This window comes from Mycobacterium nebraskense (assembly GCF_002102255.1).
Lineage (GTDB): Bacteria > Actinomycetota > Actinomycetes > Mycobacteriales > Mycobacteriaceae > Mycobacterium > Mycobacterium nebraskense.
The window spans coordinates 1-21,138 of sequence record NZ_LQPH01000154.1 but is presented as its reverse complement, the minus strand read 5'-3'; the positions used below and the strand labels follow the sequence as shown (position 1 = coordinate 21,138).

The following is a 21,138-nucleotide window of genomic DNA, read 5'->3' as shown; positions in this document are numbered from 1 at the left end:
CTCGCAGACACCGTCCACAACGAGAACACCCTGCTCACGCTGCCGAACGACCGAACCGACGCAAGATAACGTTGGCGCGCTTGAGTTCTCGGTTTTCCTGCTCAAGCTCTTTGATTCGGGCCGACTCCGCGGTGGAAACCCCAGGGGCGTACCCGTCGTCGATGTCGGCCTGGCGCACCCAGGAGCGCACCGACTCCACGCCGTAGCCGAGCTGGCGCGCCACCCGTGACACCGTTCCCTGCTCGGTGCCCAGCTCGGCTCGCAGGGCACGAACCATCCGCACCGCTGCGGCCTTCTCCTCCGGGCTGTATCGACGCGCCGTGGGCTTCCCCGGCAACTGTTCCTTCGGCATCCCTGCATCCTCGTTTCCAAGGTCAGGAGTCTCCGGGATTTCCAGGGCGATTCAAGACCGAATTGGGGCGGCGAATGGTCACCGAGTTCGACCTGGACCTCTCGGGGCTGGTGCTGGATATGACCAACTTCGCCACCTACATCGACTCGGCCAACGACCGTGCCCCGATCGCCCAGCGCGGCAAGGCCAAACAGAAACGCATGGACCTGCGGCTGGTCGGGTTGGCGCTGGTGGTGACCCGTGACGGCGGCATACCGGTGGTGTCGCACGCCTACCCTGGCGACCGCCCCGACGTCACCCAATTCCCCACGGTGATCGAGGAACTGGTCACCCGGTATCGGCAGTTGAGCGCCTCGGTGGAGTCGTTGACGGTGGTCTACGACGCCGGGCAGAACTCGGCCGACAACCACACCGTCATCGAAGGCTCCGGGCTGGGATTCGTCGGATCATTACCACCGTCGGACCATCCCGCTCTGCTGGCGATACCCCGGGGAACCTACGTCCGCGTCGATGACGACCGCTACCCAGGCCTGACCTGCCTCGACACCGAGGTGACCGCACTCGGGGTGACGCGGCGCGCGGTGCTCACACACTCCCCGACGCTGCACGCGGCGCAGTCACGAGGCTTCGACCAAACCCTCGCGAAAGCACGAAAACGCTTGACCGAACTGCAATCCCGCCTCGCTCGGGGCAAGACCCGGCGGGGCCGCGACGCCGTGCAAGCCGACATCGCCGCGATACTCAAGCCACGCTGGGTGAGCGAAATCCTCTCAGTCACCTTGTCCGGCGAGGACCCCCCGAAGTTCCGGTTGACCTGGCGCACCGAACAGAATGCGCGAAAGAAACTGGAAGACAGGATCTTCGGCAAACGCATCCTGTTCACCAATCGCGACACCTGGAGCGTCGCCGACGTCGTCGCGGCCTACCGTTCCCAATCCGAGGTCGAAGCCGGATTCCGCCAACAGAAAGACACCCACGTCGTCTCGTTCGGACCGATGCACCACTGGACCGACCAGAAAATCCGCGTCCACATCTTCTACAGCGTCCTCGCATTGACCGTCGCCCACCTCATGCGCCGCCACGCCGACCAAGCCGGTCTACACATGTCGGTGCGCGAACTTCTCAACGAACTCGCCGGCATCGAAGAGACCGTCCTGCTCTACCACGACGGCGGCAAAGGACGCCCCCGCGCCCGCCGCATGCTCACCGACACCACCCCGACCCAAGACCGCCTCGCCGACCTATTCAGCATCCACCGCTACGCACCCACCCGCTAACCAACACAAACACAGTCATGGGTAATACACCTACCGCCCACAAAAATCACCACTGACCAGCACCAACAACGCTCATCAACTATCAAGGGCGGAAACTCCCGCTAGTGGTGGCCCGCGGTGACGCAGCGGAGTTAGTGGTGGGCGTGGGCGCGGTGCGGCAGTTACGGTTTCGTTTATGCCGTTGAATTTGGCGTCGAAGTCTCAGGCGTCTGCGTTTTGGTTTCTGCGTCGCCGTTTGGCGCATGCGTTGTTGCGTCGTTCGCCGAGTATGCATGTGGAGTGGGAGCGCTGGCAGAAGCTGGCGGTTGTCGTGTCGGTTGTGGTCGGTGTGGTCGGCTTGGGTGGCTCGTTTCTGCTGGGGTGGTGGAGGCCGGCGGGTGCGGTCGGCAAGACTGCGATCGTTGCTGATCGTGCGTCGGGCGCGATTTTCGTCAATATGGGTGGGCGGCTGTTTCCGGCGTTGAATCTTGTTTCTGCGCAGCTGATCACGGGACGGCCGGATGTGCCGGCGTTCGTTGCGGGTTCAGATATCGCTAGCTTTCCTAAGGGGCCGACGGTTGGGATCGCGGGCGCTCCGGTGGCCCGACCGGCGGTGTCCTCGCCGCCGGTGTCTCGGTGGGCGGTCTGTGATACGGCTGCGGCGACGATGGCTGGGCGGCCGGTCGTGACCGGGGTTGATGGCGCGTTGGCTCTGGGGGAGGGTGCACGACCGCTTGATTCGGGTGTGGCGGCGTTGATGTCGTATGCCGGACAGGCGTTTGTGGTGACTTCTGGTGTGCGGATGGCTGTCGATGTGGGCGATCGGGCGGCGGCGGGTCCGTTGGGTATCGAGGCGGGCCGGCCGGTGGTGCCGATGTCGCGGTCGCTGTTTGATGCAGTCCCGGCTGGCGGGAAGTTGGTGGTCCCGGTTATTCCGGAGGCTGGTGCACCGGCCCTGGTGGATGTCGGGGTGCCGGTGGTCAATGGGGTTGTGGTGGTGACCCGCGATGTGGCGACCGGTGTCGACCAGTTTTACGTCGTGGTCGCTGGTGGTGTGCAGCCGGTATCGCCGGTGGTTGCGGGGATGCTGCGCCAGCGTGAGACGTTCGGGTTCGCCTCGCCGCCCCGGGTGGCCCCGGATCGGCTGGCCAAAGTCGCGACCCGTCATGTGCTGGACGTGGACTACTACCCCAAAACGCCGCTGCAACTGGTGGATAGCGGTGATCTGAGTGTGACGTGCGCGGCGTGGGAGCGGGGGGTGGATGACCGCCAAGGCCGGCTGTCGGTGATCGGGGCGCGCAGTGTGCCCGCCCCGGGTGCGGGCGGGCAGGCGGTGATTCCGTTGATTGGTGGCGGCAATGGCGGTGTGCAGGCCGATCAGGTTGTGTTCGGGCCGGGTGCTGCGACGTTCGTGACGACGACGGGGACTGCGCCGGATTCGCCTGCCCGTCAAACGTTGTGGCTGTTTGACAGCAGCGGGGTTCGTTACGGGGTGGGATTTGAGGGTGGTGCGTTGCAGGCGCTGGGGCTCTCCTCGGAGCAGGCCCGGTTGGCTCCGTGGTCGATGTTGCAGGTGTGGCCGGCGGGCCCGGAGTTGTCGCGGGCGGCGGCGTTGACGATGCACGGCGCGAGTCCTGGTGTGGCAGCGCCGATTCCGACGAAGGCTGTAGAAGGGCGGTAGCTGTGGGTACGGTTCGTTTTTCTGCGGGGGTGCCGCCGAAGGGTCCGTCTGCCCCTGGGGGTGAGCGGCCGGTGCCGGCGCGGTTGGTGACCCCGGCACCGATCCCGCGGCCGAACTGGCAGAAGGTTTTGATCGTCTTTGTGGTGTTGATCGTGGTGGGCATGGTGGCGCTGATGGTGTCGCAGCCCGCGATGCGGTCGGGCCCGATGGGGATTATGAGCATGTTTTTCCCGGTGATGTTGTTGGTGTCGACGGGCGGCATGATCTTTGGGGGCCGCATGTCGGGCGGTGATAACAGGCAGTTGACCGGCGGGCAGCTCGATGTGGCGCGCAAAGACTATTTCAACGCTCTCGATGAGACCGGCGATGTTGTTCAAGATGCCGCCCAGGCGCAGTTCGAGCAGGCCGCGTTTTATCATCCTGAGCCTGCGTTGTTGTGCGGGCTGGTGGGTTCTGACCGGATGTGGGAGCGCACGCGCACCGCTGGGGTGGCTGTGGGCGGCGGTGCGGGTGGGGAACGCTCGGCTGAGGATTTAGCTGCGGTGCATTTCGGTTGGGTGCGTATGGGTGTGGGGCGTGCCGGGCTGGCGATCAAGTTGGTACCGGAAGATCAGGGCGATCCGGCCGATTATGAGCCTGCGACTTTTGAAGCCGAGCGCCAGTTCACGTTGGCCCAGCGGGCGGTGGCTGGGATCGCCAAACCGATCTCGTTGCGGGCCCATCCTGGTCTTGGGCTGGTGGGCAGCCAGGGGATGGAGCCGGTGTATGGGCTGGTGCGGGCGATGGTGTTGCAGGCGGCGGTGTTTCATTCCCCGCAGCATGTGCAGGTCATGGTCCTCACTGATGATCCGCAGCGGTGGGATTGGATCAAGTGGCTGCCGCATAATCAGCACACCGATGCGGCCCGCGCTGATTGTGGCGGGTCGGGGCGGATGGTGTGGACGCGGCTGGAGGATTTATCGGCGGCGGTCGGTGAAGAGCTCGAGCATGCACGCGGGACTTACGGGGCATCTGTTGAGGGTCCGCACTGGTTGGTGATCTGCGATCAGGCACGCCCGGGGGTGAACTGGGATCCCATCACCCGCGCTAAGCAGGGCGGGGTGGCCGGTGTGACGTTTGTGCGGTTGGCTACCGAGCGAGGTGAGGGTTTGGAGTTCAGCGACCGCACAACCCTTTTCGTGACCGACTCGGCGATTGTCGATTACCGGGGAGAGCCGTTCGCCACACCGGATTGTGTGGATGAGGCCACCGCACGCACGATCGCGCGCAAGATGGCCCGCTTTAGTGTGCAGGGCAGCGCGCGGGCCGGTGAGGGGGATGCCGAGGGGTCGCAGTCACCGGATTTGTGCGAGATGTTGGGTATTGCCGACGCGCGGCATCCGGATCTGGATGTGTTGTGGAGCAAAACGGTCAGTCCGCCGCGCGACAAGGGGCCGTGGGACAAGGCGTGGGGGCGGTTTCCGTTCGCGCGTGATGAGTATGGCCAGGTTGTGTACGTCGACTTCAAGGAGACCGATAAGGAGGGCCAGGGCCCGCACGCGATTGGGATCGGGACGTCGGGGGCGGGGAAGTCGGAGTTCATTTCGACGTTGGTGTCGTCGATGTGTTTGACGCATTCGCCGGTGGCGATCAATGTGGCGTTCTTCGATTTGAAGGGGTCTTCGACGGCGCACAAGATTAAGGATTTTCCGCATGTTGTTGCTGCGGTGACTGATCTGCAGGGCGACTACTTGTTGGAGCGGATGGCTGAGGGCATCAAGGGGGAGGGGGTTCGCCGTAAGCGTCTACTCGATCAGGCTCGGGTGGGCGATGTGTACGCCTATGAGGAGATGCGGATTCATCGTGGGGAGGATTTGGAGCCGCTGCCTTGGCTTTTCATCATTGTTGATGAGTTCACTCAGTGGTTTGAGACGCGGCGGGAGGAAGCCAAGGAGCTGACCAGTTGGTTGTCGCGGCAGGGCCGTGGGTTGGGGATGAGCTTGATCTTGTTGTCGCAGTCGCTGGGTCATGACATGGCCAGCGGGCAGGACGCGATGAAGAATATCCCCATTCGGCTGACACTTCGGGTTCTCAACGAAAACGACAGCCGCGAGATCATCGGCCAGCCTGATGCTTACCATCTGCCGCAGGATCAAAAGGGCGCGGGATATCTGAAGGTGATCGGGACTCCACGTATCACGGGGTTCCAAACCGCTTATGTGTCTAAGGATTACGAGCCTCCGGCTGTGCTGGACGTGGCGGGCGCAGAGCAGGCGCCGGAGTTTGTGATCTCCCCGCAGCTGTTCACCGCGTCGCAGATGAGGCCTTTGCCGGCGGCAGTGGTCGCCGCGGCGGGTGAACAGGTTGTCGAGCAGGCCGCGCCGAGTGAGGTTTTGGGGCCTGATGGGCGCCCGCTGAAGCAGATTCAAGCGTTGCAGGAGGCGGTCAACCGCAAGTTCGCCACGATGACGTATCGGCCGCACGCGATGTGGTGTCCTCCGTTGCAGGCGGTGGCTGCTGATGAGTTGGTGGCGCGGTTGCGGGGCAAGCCGTGGCAGCAGGACTACGGTTCGGAGGATTCCAAGCGTCTGCTGTTCGCTGTGGGGGTCGAGGATCGGCCGTTTAATCACGCCCAGTTGGTGTATGCGCCGGATGTGACTGATCAGAGCTGTATTATTCCAGGGCGCAAGGGTTCTGGGCGCACGACGGTGTTGACGACGATGATCGTGTCGGCGGCGTTGACCTACAGCCCTCGGCGCGTGCAGTTTGTGGTTCTCGGGTTTTCCGGCGCGGATCTCAACGACGTGCGCAAGCTGCCGCATGTGGTGTCGTTTGCCCGCGGTAGCCAGCGGGATCGGGTCGTGGGTTCGATCCGTGAGATGAAAACCCTGATTACTGCGCGCGAGAACGCCTTCCTTGAAGGTGATTTCAAGTTGGAGGACTTCCGCAGGGCGCGGTTCGGCGAGGCGGTCGGCGAGGATTTGTTGCCGTCAGACCCATTCGGTGATGTCTTTTTGGTGATCGACGGGTGGAATTCGTTTCGGGAGAGCTACGAGGATCTGTTGGGCGATGTGGAGAACATTCTGTCTCGGGGAGCCAGCCACGGCGTGCACATGCTCATCAGCACCGACGGCTATATTCCGGCGAAGTTGACGACCACGATGACCACCGCGTTCGGGGTCAACGTGGAATTGAAACTATCCAAAGACGATGCACTGGTGCATAACCCGAATCATGAGGTGGCCAAAGCGGTTCCGTTCGGGGTGCAAGAAGCGTTCGACCCCGACAACGCCGATCAGCAGCTGGGCGAGATCCGGCGCGACACGGTGCGGGTGACTGGTCGGGGACGGTCGATGTTCGGTTATCACTTCCAGACCGGGCGGCCCTGGCTGACGGTGGGCACAGATCAGGTGCCGGTTAGCGATCCGCTGGCCGGCGAGCTGATCGATCGTGTGATGGGCCGTTCCGGAGCGCAGGTGAGGCTGTTGCCCGAGCAGATCTCTCGCGCGCAGGTCTGGGACAAGGCCGGCGCACCGAGCGCCGGGGTGGTGCCGTTCGGCATTTCTGAGGATGGGTTCGGCGCCGCGGTGGCCGACTTCACCCGTTACCCGCATCTGGTGTTCACCGGGGCGACGAAGAGCGGTACGAGTAAGGGTCTGGCGACGGTGGCCCAAGGTGTGATGGATGTGTACGGACCCGAGGACGCCAAGCTGTATGTGGTCAGCCCGGACAATGCGCTGGTCCAGTATGTGCCGGAGGCGTATCTGGGCACCTACGAGGCGTTGGAGCCCACGCCGGAGGGTTTGCGGGTGCCTTCGGGGCGGGTGTTGGCGGGTTATGTGTCGCGCGAGCAGCAAATCATCGATTTGGATGCCTATCTGGGCGCGCTGTTGGCGACTCGGGTGCGTCCTGATGATGTCAGCCAAGCCGAGATTGCTGCGGGGACGCGGCGCTGGAGCGGGCCAGAGATTTTCCTGTTGGTCGACAACGAAGAAGACCTGGAGGCATGGGTGGCGGGCCCGACCGCTTACAACAAGTCGTTCGCGCTGGAGCGAGTGGCGGGGTTCATCAAATCCGGACACGAGGTCGGCCTGCACGTGATTGTGTCTCGGCTGATCAATCAGTGGGCACGCATCAACACGTCGTTGATGCGCCAGCTGCAGGAGTCGCGGACACCCACAGTGGTCATGTCCGGTCCGCGTACCGAGGGCAAGATTGTCGGCGAGGTGTTCCCCAAACCGATGGTGCCGGGCCGTGGCACCTATTTCGTCAATGACGACCAGTGTGCGGCGGTGCAGATCGCGCTGCCGGATCCGGCCGGAACGCGCTCACGCTGGCAGCAAAAGGAAGCATTTGGAGACTAATTGTTCAATTTGTCGGCAGTGGTTGGCAGTGTGTTTGCAGCGGTTATACGCTCGACGAATTAGCGCGTCATTGATCTTGAGAGGGGCACCGGAATGATCTTGGATGTCGAACCTGAAGCGGTGGCGGTGCAGTCTGCCACCGAGGCGGCGGGAACCGCTGAATCCGCTGGCGTGTTGACCGGAGCGACGCCGGCGCTGGTGGTCGCGCCGCCGATGGGTGGCGAGGAGGTCTCGATGGCGATCAGCGCGGCGATCATGGCCCATGCTGCGCAGTTCACCGCGCAGACCGGGCTCGGCGTTGGGCAGCGCGGACTGTACGCGGCGCAGCTGGGCGTGTCGAGCGCCACCTACGCCGCGGCGAATGCGCTGTCGGCGGCGGCGTTAGCGCTGTAAAGGGCAGCAGGCAGAGGGCATGTACGTCGACTTTTGGTCGCTGCCCCCGGAGGTCAACAGCGCCCGGCTGTCTGCGGGTGCCGGTCCGATGGCGCATGCCCCGCAAATAGCGGGATATCAGGCTTTGGCCGCCTCCCACATGGCGCAATCGTCGCTGATGATGGCGACGACCGCGGGCGCGGCGGCAGGTTGGCAGGGCGCGGGTTCGCTGGGCATGGAAGGCGCGGCCACTCCACTGGCAGCGTGGAATTCGACGGTAAGTGGGTTCGCCGCGAAAGCGGCGGGCACCATCGCCGCGATGCAGACGGCCTACTCCACGACGGTGGCCAGCACCATCCATTTCTCGGTGGCTATCGCCAACCGGCTCCTTGAGGCGGCGCTGGAGTCGAGCAACTTTATGGGTGTCAACACCATTCCCATCGGGGTCAACAATGCGCAATACGCGGAGTTTTGGGCGCAAAACGCGGGCGCATCGAGCGGGTATGCCACCGCGGCTGCCCCGCTGATCTCCGCGCTGGGTGTTCCGTTGGCGCCTGCCCCGCTGGGAGCCAACCCGATGGGGATGGCGTCGGCGGCTGCGTCGATCGGTATCGACGCCGGCGAGCTTGGCGCCCAAGCCCTGGGATCGGGTCTGACCGAAGGCACCTCGGCGACCGAATCGCTGTTGGGCGCGGCGCCGTTGGCGGCCAGTACCGCCGGGTCGGTGGCCAACAGCGGGGTTGGCGCGCAGGCCGGGACGCAGCCGGGTTCGGGCGCGGGCGCGCAGCCCACGGCGGGAACGGGTGCGCCGGGTTCAGATCAGGCAGCGGCCAGCCCGGACATGTTGTCTGCGGCGCAAAGCATGGCGGGACCGATGTTGTCGGCGCCCAGTTCAGCGATCCAAGCCGCGACGTCGCCGTTGACGCAGGGCGGCAGCGAATTGCTGTCGGGGGCTGGGCAGTTCGGATCGATGGGCAGCGCGATGATGTCGCCGGGGCTGGGTACGTCGGGGCTGGGCGCGGGCCCGGGCCTGGGCGCGTTGACCGGTGGTCCTGGATCGGCGGCCGGGCTCAGTGGCGGCAACGGCGGGTTCGCCGGCGGCGGCTCGGCTGTGAGCGCGGCGTTGACCAAACCTTCTGCCGGTGGCGCGATGTCAGGCCCGCTGGGGTTGCCCGGTTCGTGGTGGTCAGCTCAGGAGGAGCCGGCCGCTGCGGCGGGTGCGCGCAGCGCCGGCGCTGGTGCGGGCGGTGGCGCCACCGCGGGGGCTGGTGCGCCCGGAATGTATGGCATGAGCCCCGCCGCAGCTGGGCGGCAAGCCCGGCGCAGCGACCGAGAGGCATCTGAGGCCGACAAGCTTGTGCTGTTGGACGGTGGACTGGGTGCAATGCCGGTGTTCACCGATGACGGCGAGGTTGTGTACGCGACCGGACAGGGGGTGTGAAGCCGCGCGGGATAGGCGAGCAACAGCACAAAGGTAGCAGCAGTGATCAAAGCAGTACCGACACAATTTGAGGAGTAGATATGGCTGTGTTTCAGACGCAGTCCTCGCGGATGCGGCAGGTGGCGGCGACGCTGGATCGGGTCCGCAACGACGTGCTCGCGGGATTGGCGAACTATGAGTCGATGAACCAGAACTTGAACGGAACAGGGTTCATCGGCACGGCATCGATGGCTTCGCTGCACACGACCGCCGATGTGGCAACCACCGGCCGGCAGGTCAGCCAGCGATTCCAGTCCGTTATCGACCAGATCAACGCCGGCGCGGCGCAGTACGAGGCGGCCAACGACGCCAACCGTGCAGCGCTGTCGAACGTGGGCGTCCACCAAGTCTGATATCCCGTGCCCGCCGCCGTAGGCGTGTGGGCTGACCCTAAAGGAGAGAAACGTATGTCTGATCAACAGCGGTATGACCCGGTCATGATGGCCGACCATGTCAGCGCACAAAAGGCGCTGGTCGGCCATCTCAACGATCTGCGGACCCAGGCACAATCGGCTATCGAGTCGATCCGCGATGAGTGGACCGGCCAGGGTTTCGGCAACTGCGACGAGGCGCACCGGCAGATCGCGGCAGCCTTTGACCAGGTGTTCCAAACAATCATGCGCCACGGCGCAGCGATCCAGACCGCCGCCGATCACTCGGTGACCACCGACAGCGGCGTCGGCGCGGGCTTCGTCGGGATTTGACCCACGCCGCGGCACCGCCAGGAGCGCGGCTGTCGACCACATCGGAAGGATTGTGGTTGGCAGCCGCGCTTGCTGGTGTGAGCCGATTGCCCCCGGAGCTGCGGATCCGCCCGGTCGGCGACGTCGATAACGTGTTGGCCCGACACGGCGGGCTGGCCGTGTTGCAGGCCGCCGGGGTGTGCACCGGGCGCACGCTGGATCCCGACGTGGCGCACTGGCTGAGCGTTTTGGGGTTACCCGATGTCCAGATCACCGTCGTCGTGGATCGCCCGCGCCGCCACGCCGACCGCCTGCTGGGGCCACCCCCGGTTTTTGAGGCCGGTGTCGACCCTGAACTCGACCCGGTGGGCGCCTACGAGGCGCTGACCCGGTGGAACGCTAGCCGCGGCCGCCGCGGTGTGGTGGTGTTGTGCCGCCGCGACGGCAACTGGGTGGCCGCCGCCCGGCTCTGGCAGACACGCCAACACCCCCACACTGACGCTGCGCCGTACGGGCCGGGATACGACGGGCGTCAGCTGGCCTGGAACCAGCGCTGGAACAGCGCGCAATGGCGCACTGAGCCCGGCGAGCACCACCACGCGTTAGCTGCCGCGGTGTGGCCCGACCCCGGCTTCTCGGCGGCGTTTCGTGCCCGTGCCGCCTATCTGCTGGCCGCGCGTGACGACGACACCGTCGCCATGCCTACGGGCCCGGGCGACCCGCTGGCCGACGAGCTGGCGGTGCTGGTCTACGACGATCTGGGCAACGACGAGATCGATGAGGTCGTTGTCAGCTACCTCGGCGACAGCGATATCTGCACCGCGATCGACGACATCCTCGGGCCGGCGGACCCAGCTGCACTGGACACGATCAACCTGCCCGCCGGCCTGCTGGAGCCGGTGTTGGAGCGCTGGCAGCGCGACCCCGCCCATTGTGATCTGCTGACCGATCTGTGCGGGCTGGGTCTTAGTGTGCCCCAAGCGCGCATCGTGGCGGCTGCCGCTGACGCGAGCTGCGGGCGAGCCAGCGTGGCGGCCACCGAGTTTCGCGTCGGCTCTGCCACGCACAGCCCGTATGCGGTGGCGATCGCCGACACGCTGCAGGGCAGGGTCTTGCATTCTCAGTCGAGCAGTGTCGACGGGCAGGCGTGGATGACGCTGGCCCCGGCGACGCCGGATCGTGTCCATGCTGCGGTGCAGGCGATGTGCTGCGGGCTGCCGGCGGGCGAGCAGTGGGTCTGGCATCGTCGGAAACGAAATTGAACACTTTTCCCCGCGCTTAGTGGTGGGCAGCGCTTTTGCGCGGTTGTTAGGGTCAAAATTGCGACCTTTCCTCGACGTCTATCCCGGGGGAGTGTGACCGATGCATCGATACGACAGGGGCAGCTTGTGAGCGCATCCAACGACTCCGCCGATGAGGAATTTCTTCATCGGCTTGGCGCGTCCACCCCGCACGCGATGACCGCCAGCGACGGCGATGGTGAGCCCGCGGAGGCCGCCGCCGCGGTGCCCACCGAGCCCGCCGAACCCGCCGGCGCCGACCAGCGTGTCGCGTTTTCGCCCGATTCCGCCGATACCGGGCCGATCGTGATCGGGCGCGGCGGTGGCGCACATCGGGCCGCCAACCAGCCAGCCCCGCCGCAGCGGCGTTATCGCCCCCCTGATCGGATCGAGCAGGTCTCGGGGACCAACGGCGCCCCGGGTTGGGCTGCGGCGGCGCATCAGCGCGCGGCGCGGCCCGGGCCGCAAGCCCCTGTGTGGAATGCGTCGGGGCCGGCCCCGGCAAGCCACTGGGGTGTTGAGGCGAGCCGGGTCAGCGAACTGCGCCGCGACCGCAAGATTCCGTCGTCACGCGGGTGGCGAAAATGGTTGTACAAGGCGAGTTTTCACTCCATCAACGTCGGTGAGTCCGCGGATGAAACCGAGCTGCGCCAACTGATCGCTGCGATCAAGAAACCGATCATGGGCAGTCACTCGGTGACCGTCGTGGGCGGCAAGGGCGGTGCCGGGAAAACCACGCTGACGTGTGCGGTCGCCTCAGTGTTTGCAGACATCCGGAAAAAGGATCTCGTGCTGGCCGCCGACACCGACCCCGCCCAGGCCGCCAATCTGCCCGATCGAGTCGCTCCGGATGCTTCGGCGACGTTTGCGGACCTGCTCGGTGAACACAGTGCGCGCCGCAACGATTTGAGCGGTTATGTCGGTCAAAACACCGAGTCGGGTCTCGATGTGCTGGCCGGCCCGGGACGTACGGGGGCATCGGCGGCGTTGGATTCGGCGACCTACACCCAGGCCCATCAGCGCCTTGAGCAGTTCTACAAGCTGTTGTTCACCGATACTGGTGTGTTTCTCGATCATCCGGTGATGGCTGGGGTGCTTGAGCGTAGCAACGCGTTGGTGCTGGTGGCATCGGCGGTCCCTGGTGGGCTCAGCGGTGCGTGGACTGCGTTGAATTGGCTTGAACACGCAGGCTACGAGCGGTTGCTTCCGCGAATGGTGCTGGTTATCAACCACATTCGCGCGGACCGCCGCAAAGGCCGTAAGGAGACAGCGCAATTGGTGGCGGCCATGAAAGACAAGTTCGGGACCCGCATCCGCCAAGACCGAATTTTCGAGCTGCACTTTGACTCTCATATCAGCGAGGACGGCGTACTGGATCTGACCAGTTTGGCGCCGCGTACCTACCGCGAATTGTTGAAGATCGCCGCAGGCATTGCCGGCGGCTTCGGCGCGGACGGTCGCCGGTGAGCACCGCGGCCGACGTGCCCGCCGCGGTGGGGTTGCCGGCAGTGACTCGGGTCGCGATCTTTGTCGGATCCACCGACATCGAGGCGGCGGCCGGGGCACCTGGTGGTGTGGAACTCGATTTCTCTCTTCCCTCGGGCCAGCAGTTGGTGGCGGTGGTGGAAGCGGTTCGCGGCGAGATCGACCGCGAACTGCATCGCCGACGTTTACCGACGCTGAACCCGCGAACCACCTACGTGTTGTGCCGCGCCGATGGGCGCGCACTGGATCTCGATCGGACCCTTGAGGCCGCCGGGGTCCTCGATGGTGAGGCATTGTGGTTGCTGCCGGTGGAGGCCACCGAGCGGTTTTCGCGGGTCATTGAGCGGGTGTCGACCGGGGTGGCGCGCTCGGCGGCCGAGCAATTCGCGGTCGTTGACCCGATCATCGCCCGGCGGATGGCCACCGGGTTGCTGGCGGTGCTGGCGGCCTGGATGGAACTGATCTTGGCGAATTTGTGGGCGCAGGCCGGGTCGCTGATGCCGGCGGGCGCCTCGGCGGTGGCGGCGGCAGCACTAGCTGGTGGGGCGTGGGTGGCGGCGGGCTCGCCGGTGGCGGCGCGGCGGCGCACTGCGGATCCGTTGGCGTGGACAGCGCTGCTGTGTACGGCGTTCGCTGCGGGGATGGCTGTGCCGGGCCGCCCGGGCGGCTGGCATGTGGCCGCCGCGGCGTTGGTAGTGGTGATCGGTGCGGCGTTGCTGGACCTGATCACTGGGCGGTTCCCGGGTGCGGCGGCGCTGTGCGTGACGTTGGGCGTGGTAGCGATGGGTGCAGCGATCGCATCGGTCGGCGGACATATTGGCGCGCAACGTATTTCGGTGGCGGTGTTGACGGTGTCGGTGTTCGTGGTGACTTATGCAGCCAACGCCGGCGGGCTGATATCGGGGGCGCCGATGCCGGCGTTTCCCTCGATCCGGTCGCGGGGGACGTTCGAGCGTGCCCCGGGCGCACCCCGTAACACCGTCAGCCCGGTGCCGGGTGAGCAGTTCGTCACTGGCGAGCAGCTGGCCCGATGGGCTCGGCGCGGAACGTTGACGGCCACCGGCATGATTGTGGCGGCTGGGCTGCTGGTGGTCGGGGCGTGCCGGTGGGTGGTCCAACCGGGGACAGCGGGGGACTGGCGGTTCGTGGTGTTCGCGGTCGGGATCTGCGTGATCGTGGCGTTGCGGTCGCAAAGTCTGATCGACCGCGTCCAGTCCATCGCCTTGACGTGCGCGGCGGTGCTCGGTGTCGCGGTGATCATCGGCCGGTATGCCGCCGCCACGGTGCCCGCGCATATCGCGACGACGGCGGTGTGCGCCTTGCTGGTGGCAGTGCTGGCGGTCGGTGTGGTGCTGGGTGCGCTGTGGCTGCCCACGGCCTCCCTCAAGGCGCCGTTGCGGCGCGCCGTGATGGGTGTTGAACTTCTTTTGACGGTCGTGTTGACGGTGCCGTGGATGTTGTGGCTGATGAACGCCTTCGCTGCGCTGCGTCATATGAGGCACTGATGCTGGCGATCAAGCGGTGTGCGGCGGTGCTTGCGGTGGCTGCGGTGGTGTGTCCGCCGGCGTCGGCGGGGGCGATCCAACCGCCGGTTGTCGCACCCGGTCCGCCGCCGGCCGATGGTGCGCCCGGACCTGACCAGCCGATGCATCAGGTGGAGGACTGCACGCAAACGACGGTCATTCCCGGCACTGATCTGCGTGAGCCGATGCCGGGCTGGCAGTTACTGGATATGGCCTCTGCGTGGCGGGTGTCCACCGGTGTCGGTGTGGTGGTGGGTGTGCTGGACACCGGTGTGACCGGCTCGCCACGGCTGCCGCATCTGGTGGCCGGTGGCGACTATGTGATGGGCCGTTACGGCGACGGGATCAACGACTGCGACGGACACGGAACAGCCGTGGCGTCCCTGATCGCGGGGGCGCCGGCAGGGCCGCCGCTGCCGGCGCGCCCTGAGGGTGCAGCACCGGTGGCGCCACCGCCGGGGGCTCCGGCTCCCGAGCCGGTACCGCCGCCGCCACCACCTCCGACGGTGACCGTGACCGCAACAGCACCGCCGCCACCGCCGCCACCGCCGCCACCCGAGGGTGACGCTCCGGCCTGGTCGCAGGCGGGTGGGACAGCACCGCTGGCTGGCCCGTGGCGCCAGGAGCCTGCGCCGCCGGATAGCCCGGACGGGTTTGTTGGTGGCGCACCGGATGCGGTAGTGGTGTCGGTGCGGCAAAGCTCGCAGAAATTCTCGCCGGTTCAGCCCAAGGCCGACCAGGACCCTGAGCGGTCCCGGCGGGCAGGAAACGTCCACACATTGGCGGCCGCGATCGTGCACTTAGCCAACATGGGAGTCAAGGTGATGAACATTTCGGTGGTGGCCTGCCAGTCGGTGGCCAATCTGCTCAGCGACGCCGAAATCGGATCGGCGGTGCGCTACGCCGCCGACGAGCGTGACGTGTTGATCGTCAGCGCCGCAGGAAACCAGGGCCAGGACGGCTGCGCTCAAAACCCCGACCCGATACCGGCCGACACCTCAGACCCGTTGGGCTGGAACACAGTACGCACGATTGTGACCCCGGGATGGTATTCGGATTATGTGCTGACTGTGTCGGCCACCGACAGTCAGGGCGTGCCGTTGACCGGTGAGGCGGCCTCGATGCACGGCCCCTGGATCGGGCTTGGCGCCCCGGGCGCCGACATCGAAGCGTTGGGCACCGACGGGCGGGTGATCAACGCCTCGGTAGACACCCGGAACAACACTCTCAAACCGCTGGCGGGCAGCTCATTCTCGGCGGCCATCGTGTCCTCGGTGGCGGCGCTGGTGCGGGCGAAGTTCCCGCAGCTGACCGCATTTCAGGTCAGGCACCGCTTGCAGGCCAGCGCGCATCCTCCTGCCGCCGGCCACGACAACGTCGTCGGCTATGGGGTCATCAACCCGGTGGGTGCGTTGACCTGGGACATCCCAGCCGGTGAACCGTTCCCTGCGCCGTTGGTCACCACCGGTCGATTACACCCGCCGCCGCCGGCGCCGCGGGCTGACCCGCGGCCCGGGCACGCTTTCGCCGTTGGCGCGCTGGCCGCATTGGCGGCCGCGGCCGGGCTGGCCTTGTCGATCGTGGTCACGCGGCGGCGTCGGGAGTCCCGTTGAGTGCGCGCCGGCTGTCCCTGGACACCAGTCTGACGGCGTTGCTGGGCGCCGACGTTGTTGCGGCGCTGGCAGCGGCGGCTTTGACCGGGGCGGGGGTCGGGTTCGTGTGGGCGCTGGCCGCCGGGGTGGCGATCGCGGTTGCGGCCTGTGTGGTGCGGGTCGCTGATGTAGTCGGGTGGCGGTGGGCTCGACGGGCATGGCAGCTGGTGGGCCGGCGCGGTGCGCGCACACTGATGGCCGGCCGGGCGTTGACCGATGACGAGCACACCGTGACGTTGCCGAATGGGGTTGCCCGCGTGGTGCGTTCGCACGCGTTGGCGGCGGCGGTCACCGGTGTGCTGGACGGCGCAAGCCTGCCCCGCTGCTATGCCAAGGCCGGTCTGGCTGTGTCGCCGCCGGCCGGGGATGGCGCGGTGCTTGCCGGTGAGTTGGTGCTCGGTGACATCGGCCATTTCACAGATCGCCATATCCTCGCACTCGGCGAGGAAGAATTCTATGTGGATGGTGCCATTGTCGATATCGGCGACATCGACACCAGCACACCGGATTTTCTGGGCTGGTCGCATCCTACGATTCCCGGTGTCCCGGTCAACGTCGCTGACCCTGACGGCAACGAGGTCGGGGTGCTGCGCGACGCCACGACGGTCGTCACCATGATCGAGGTGTGGGGCCGCGCGTACATGCCCACGGTGCTGCATCCGCATCGCGCCGAAACACCGAACATGTTGCCGCTGTCGGTCATCGCCGACAACATGCAGCGCCTGGGCCTCAACGTCGACGTGGATGTGATTGTCGAGGGCCAGCGCGTCAGCGGCGATCCCTACGCCGTCCAATATGACCGCCACGTCGGTGAGCGGGCGGCGGCCGGGCAACGGTCTGCGATCCTGGTGATCCGCCTAGACACCCACCGCCTGGACACTATTGAGGGGTTGGTGTGGCGCGCCAGCACCGCTGAGGCGGTGATCGCCGCCACGCGGCGGATCGCGGTGGCCCTGCAACGCTGCGGGTGCAGGGTGAAAATCCTGGAGGCACAACAGATGTTGCCTGCCACGTTGGCGGCGGTCGGGGGGCACAGGGCGCTCTCGGATGGTTTCGAGGTGGGCTGGAAAGAGTTGCGTCAACGTGGCCGCGGATACTTGACGAGCTTCTACTTCGGGGCGGGCGACATCACCGCAGAAAATCTCGACCAGGTCTGGGCGTATACGGCAGATCCGGCCCGCCCGGTCACCCACAGCACGCTGGTGATTGGGCTGCGCCGCCACCAGGGCACCGTGCAGGCTTCGGCGCTGGTGCGGACGCTGTCTAGCCATCCGTTGGTGCGACCACCTGCCCCGCACCTGCGTCGGGCGACGGGGTGGCAGTGGGATGCGCTGCAGGCCACCATGATCGGGTCCGCGCGGCTGCGTGGTCTTCCTGCCGTGCCGGTCACCACCGAGCTTGACAGCGCGGTCATCGTGGGATCCTCGGGGGTCATGCTGGGCGGGGTCGGCAAGGACGCCTTGCTGCTGATGCCGCTGTCTGATCCGGCGCAGGCCACCCGGATCGTGGTGCACACCGACACCGATCTCGTGGTGCGCCAGCTGATCCGGCGTGCGGCCGCGGTGGGTGAACGGGTCGCGGTCTATGACGCCGCCCGCCGTTGGGTGATGAGCTCGGCGTCGCCCTACATCTGGAACACCGCGGACTCCTCGGCGAACCCACCATGGGCCCCGACTCTGGTCGTGCACAACGGCGGGGTCAACCCCTATCCCGAGGCGCGCTCGTCGATCGCGGTCTGTCAGCCGCGGCCATCGGCCGTCAACGGCGATCGCCCCGCCGATGCCGATATTGAACTCGATGTCGACACCGCTGGGCATTCGATGGTGTTGCGCACCAAGAGGTTTGATGTTCCGCTGGTGGCGGTGACGATCCGCAATGAACAGCCCTACCTGAACTAGCTGATAGCGAGGAGTTTCGAATGACTGGCGGCGCGGGTACGGGTGCCGTGATGCGGGCGAAGAGGTTTTTTTGGGCGGTGCTGCTGTGTGCGACTGCGGTGTCGATCGGCGGCAACGCCGCCCACGCCATGTTGAAGACAATGGGTGTGCCTTCTGCGTTGGGCGCGGCGGTGGCCACGGTACCGCCGCTGGTGCTGCTGGCCTCAACGGAGGGTGTGGCGATGCTGGTGCGTGCCCGGCGCGGCTCTTCCGCGGCGTACTGGTGCGCGCTGTCCATGACCGGGCTGCTGGCGGTGTGCGCGTTCGTGTTGTCGTTCAACGCTCTACAAGACTTGGCGGCGCGTGCAGGAATCGATCATCGGCTGGCGTGGTTGTGGCCGATCGCGGTGGACGCGAGCATCGCCCAATGCACCGTGGCGCTGCTGTCGTTATCGCGCCAGCAGTCCACAGCGCCGGTGTCGTCAGCGACTGTGGCGATGCGTGCGGCGATCGCGGCGGAGGTAGCCGAAGAGTCGACGTCAGCGGCCGGGGCCGTTGAGAGCGCAGACCCCAACGGCGCGGCGGTGGCCGCGGTGCCCGAGGCGGCGGCCCTGGTCGAGGAGGGCGTCACCAAGCAGCCTCCGGAGGTTGTTGCCGAAGTGTTGGCGCGGCACCGATCCGGGCAAAAGGCCGGACATATCGCCACACAAATGAATTTGCATCACAGCACAGTGAACCGGCTCCTCAACGCCAGCCACAAGCGGCGCCAGCCCGGTATCTCGACGACGGGCAGGATTGCTGCCGGGACAGCTGCGCCCGAACAACCCCGAGACGCAGTGCAAGTCGCGTGACCACTAAAGATCACTCACTTACAACGGCGTAAGACCTGAGCGCACAGAGCGACCGAGCAGCCTGAGCCAGGAATCCCGATCCTTCACGATCGGGAGGATTCAAATGTCGGCAAGTGTGGGGTCGAGTCGTTGGGTGGGAAGGATTTTGCGAGCCGCGTCGGTGATATCGGCCAGGGTGATGGTGCGGCTGCGCGCAATGCCTTCGGGGGTTGTGGTGTCCAGTGATCCTGTGGTGATGACGCGGTTTTTCATCAGGACTGCGGCTTCGGTGATGACGAGTCGGGCGAAGCGGCCGTTGGCGGCGACGTCGATGAGGCGTCGAGGCGGTTCATCGGTGTTGCGGGGAGTGGGTTCGCAGGTGACGGCGAGGTGGGTGCACAGGCGGTGCCAGTAGGCGCGGCTGTCGTCGCTGAGGATGACTTTGGTGGTGGTGGTGGCCATCCGGTCGATGATTTGGAGCATTTCGTCGCCGCTGTAGGAGGGGAATTCCAGTTGAGTGGGGAATCTGCCTCGTAGACCGGGGTTGGCGTCGAGCATGGTGTCGATGGGGGTTTTGTATCCGGCCATGATGATCATGGTGCTGTGGCGGTGGTCTTCGGCGAATTTCATGATGGTGTCGATGGCTTCGACGCCGAAGTCGCTGGCGGTGTGGGGTTTGTAGAGTTCGCCGGCTTCGTCGACGAAGGCGACACCGCCGCGGGCCTTTTCGAGGAAGGCTTCGGTGCGGGCGGTGGTCTCGCCGATGTGGGCGCCGATGAGGTCTTTGCGGGAGGCTTCTAGCACGTGGGGGCTGCTGAGCAGGCCTAGCCCGCAATATTGCTTGCCGACGTCTCGGGCGATGGAGGTTTTGGCGGTGCCGGGTGGGCCGACGAAAGTCATGTTGAGGCTTTCGATTTCGCCGACTTCTTGCCCGGCGGCTTTCATGGCGGCGTCCCATTGGCGTGCGACTTTGAGTTGGTGGAGTCGTTGTTTGACGGGCGCGAGTCCGATGTAGGACTGGATGTGTTCTTCGGCCTTGGCGAGCATCTCGGGGTCGCCGGCGCGTTGGTGTTGGCGTTCAAGTTCACCGGGTGTGGGTCCGGTGGCGGGGTCCCAGCGGTCGGTGCGGGCTTGGATCGCTTCGGGTGTGGTGGTGATGGCGGCGAAGGTGGGGTCGGCGAGGGCGGCTGCGGCGTCAGGGCGTAGTTGGCCGTCGATCGTGGCGGCGTGGAAATGGTCCCTGGCGGCGTCTTCGTTGCCGCGTACTCGTTCGCAGAAGCCGAGGTAAAGGGAGGCTTCGGCAGCGATGGCGGGCACCGGGGTCTCCAGCGCGCTCAACGTGGCGTAGGCGGCGTCGGTGCGACCCAAGCGGGTCTGGGCGATTCCGGTCAGGAGTCGGTTGGCGGCATCGACGGTGCGATCAGGGGCGGGCGTGCTGCGCTGGGTCCAGGCCAGCACGTCGGGCCAGCGCTGTGTGAGGTAGTGCAGGGTGGCGCCAATGAATTGGTGTATTTGCGTTTGGGTGGGGTCGTTTTCGAGGTTGATGTCGTTTAACAGCTTTTCGGTGGCGGCGTAGTCGCCGGTGTTGAGCACGGCCAGGATGTGAGCGACTGCCAGCCCGAGGCGGGTACGGGGGTAGATCTCGATGAACGCCGGCGCGGCGATGGTGGGGATCAGCGCGGAGTCGGCTAGGCCGAGACGGCGTGTTTCTCTGCGAAGGGTTGCGGTGGTGTTGGCAGCCCGAGACAGGACATGGGGTGTGGTGTTGCCGGCGACGGCGAGCCCGAGCCAGGCGTCGCACATGCTGGGATCTGTGTCGGCGGCGCGTTGAAAGTGCTGGCGCGCGGCGGACAGGTTTGGCGTGCCGCCGGTGAGGCCGAGCGCGGTGATGCCGTCTGCGAAGGATTTTTGGGCGCTCACGCGCGGTCACCTTTCACGCTGGTTCGGGGCGGTACTGGGGGAAATTCTAGAGGGGGGTCGAGGTCGTCCTGGCTGGGTTGTGGGCTGGCGGCTTCTGGTGGGCGGGCGGGCGTCAGCGGTGGATCGTCAGAGGCGAGCGGTGCGGTGTGTGGTCGGCCGTTGCCGTGGCGTGAGGCGACAGCGGGTAGCCCGACGGTGTCGTCGGGGGTGCTGGTGTCTGCTGGTGGTTGACCCAGTGTCCAGCCGGTTTCGGGGTGTGCCGGTGGTGCGGGGTCGGGTTGGCTGGGTGTTGTGGAGGGTGCATCGTTGTGGTGATTCTTTCGTAGGTGGTGGGCGGCGGCGACGGTGGCGGCGACCGGGACGGTGATTTCGGGAGCGGCCACCGTCGCCGCCGCCCACCACCT

The 21,138-nt window shown here is 66.2% G+C and carries 13 protein-coding genes and 3 pseudogenes; 13 read left to right on the top strand and 3 right to left on the bottom strand.

Going from position 1 to position 21,138, the window contains the following annotated elements; genetic code table 11:
- Positions 1-55 precede the first annotated feature (55 nt).
- Positions 56-352 (bottom strand): annotated as a pseudogene (locus AWC17_RS23195) (transposase); the annotation flags it as partial.
- A 47-nt stretch (positions 353-399) separates the two neighbouring features.
- Between AWC17_RS23195 and AWC17_RS23190 the strand changes: the two are divergent.
- The 13 genes and pseudogenes from AWC17_RS23190 to AWC17_RS23130 form a co-directional block, all read left to right on the top strand.
- Positions 400-1,629 (top strand): annotated as a pseudogene (locus tag AWC17_RS23190) (IS1634 family transposase); the annotation flags it as partial.
- A 175-nt stretch (positions 1,630-1,804) separates the two neighbouring features.
- Positions 1,805-3,289, top strand: coding sequence for a type VII secretion protein EccB (gene eccB, locus AWC17_RS23185; RefSeq protein ID WP_085165149.1), 1,485 nt, complete (start codon positions 1,805-1,807; stop codon positions 3,287-3,289).
- Positions 3,184-7,632, top strand: coding sequence for a type VII secretion protein EccCa (gene eccCa, locus AWC17_RS23180; RefSeq protein ID WP_085165148.1), 4,449 nt, complete (start codon positions 3,184-3,186; stop codon positions 7,630-7,632). Before eccB ends, eccCa begins: the two co-directional genes overlap by 106 nt.
- Before the next feature lie 93 nt (positions 7,633-7,725).
- Entirely contained in the window at positions 7,726-8,025 is a 300-nt protein-coding gene (locus AWC17_RS23175) for a PE domain-containing protein (protein WP_085165146.1), read from the top strand.
- Between the two features lie 19 nt (positions 8,026-8,044).
- The gene (locus tag AWC17_RS23170; RefSeq protein ID WP_085165144.1) at positions 8,045-9,445 is read left to right on the top strand and encodes a PPE domain-containing protein; all 1,401 of its coding nucleotides are present in this window, start codon (positions 8,045-8,047) and stop codon (positions 9,443-9,445) included.
- 80 nt (positions 9,446-9,525) lie between these two features.
- Positions 9,526-9,837: a hypothetical protein gene (locus AWC17_RS23165; protein ID WP_085165142.1), complete on the top strand. Its 312-nt coding sequence runs from the start codon at positions 9,526-9,528 to the stop codon at positions 9,835-9,837.
- A 54-nt stretch (positions 9,838-9,891) separates the two neighbouring features.
- Positions 9,892-10,188: a WXG100 family type VII secretion target gene (locus AWC17_RS23160; protein WP_085165140.1), complete on the top strand. Its 297-nt coding sequence runs from the start codon at positions 9,892-9,894 to the stop codon at positions 10,186-10,188.
- A 56-nt stretch (positions 10,189-10,244) separates the two neighbouring features.
- On the top strand, positions 10,245-11,429 hold the full coding sequence (locus AWC17_RS23155) for an ESX secretion-associated protein EspG (protein ID WP_167385624.1): 1,185 nt from the start codon (positions 10,245-10,247) through the stop codon (positions 11,427-11,429).
- Positions 11,430-11,555: 126 nt separating this feature from the next.
- Positions 11,556-12,914, top strand: a complete 1,359-nt coding sequence (locus AWC17_RS23150; protein WP_085165136.1) for a MinD/ParA family ATP-binding protein — start codon at positions 11,556-11,558, stop codon at positions 12,912-12,914.
- Positions 12,911-14,437: a type VII secretion integral membrane protein EccD gene (eccD, locus tag AWC17_RS23145; protein ID WP_167385623.1), complete on the top strand. Its 1,527-nt coding sequence runs from the start codon at positions 12,911-12,913 to the stop codon at positions 14,435-14,437. The genes AWC17_RS23150 and eccD overlap by 4 nt, the downstream gene beginning before the upstream one ends.
- Complete coding sequence (locus AWC17_RS23140; RefSeq protein ID WP_085165133.1) at positions 14,437-16,068, top strand: S8 family serine peptidase; 1,632 nt, start codon at positions 14,437-14,439, stop codon at positions 16,066-16,068. The genes eccD and AWC17_RS23140 overlap by 1 nt, the downstream gene beginning before the upstream one ends.
- On the top strand, positions 16,065-18,005 hold the full coding sequence (gene eccE / locus AWC17_RS23135) for a type VII secretion protein EccE (protein ID WP_085165132.1): 1,941 nt from the start codon (positions 16,065-16,067) through the stop codon (positions 18,003-18,005). The genes AWC17_RS23140 and eccE overlap by 4 nt, the downstream gene beginning before the upstream one ends.
- 20 nt (positions 18,006-18,025) lie before the next feature.
- Positions 18,026-18,835 (top strand): DUF2637 domain-containing protein, encoded by an 810-nt coding sequence (locus AWC17_RS23130; protein WP_085165131.1) that lies wholly within the window; start codon positions 18,026-18,028, stop codon positions 18,833-18,835.
- Between the two features lie 99 nt (positions 18,836-18,934).
- Here the strand turns inward: AWC17_RS23130 and AWC17_RS23125 are convergent, their stop codons facing one another.
- Both AWC17_RS23125 and AWC17_RS32180 read right to left on the bottom strand, forming a co-directional pair.
- The gene (locus AWC17_RS23125) at positions 18,935-20,734 is read right to left on the bottom strand and encodes an AAA family ATPase (protein ID WP_085165130.1); all 1,800 of its coding nucleotides are present in this window, start codon (positions 20,732-20,734) and stop codon (positions 18,935-18,937) included.
- Positions 20,731-21,138 (bottom strand): annotated as a pseudogene (locus tag AWC17_RS32180) (hypothetical protein); the annotation flags it as partial. The gene AWC17_RS23125 and the pseudogene AWC17_RS32180, both read right to left, overlap by 4 nt.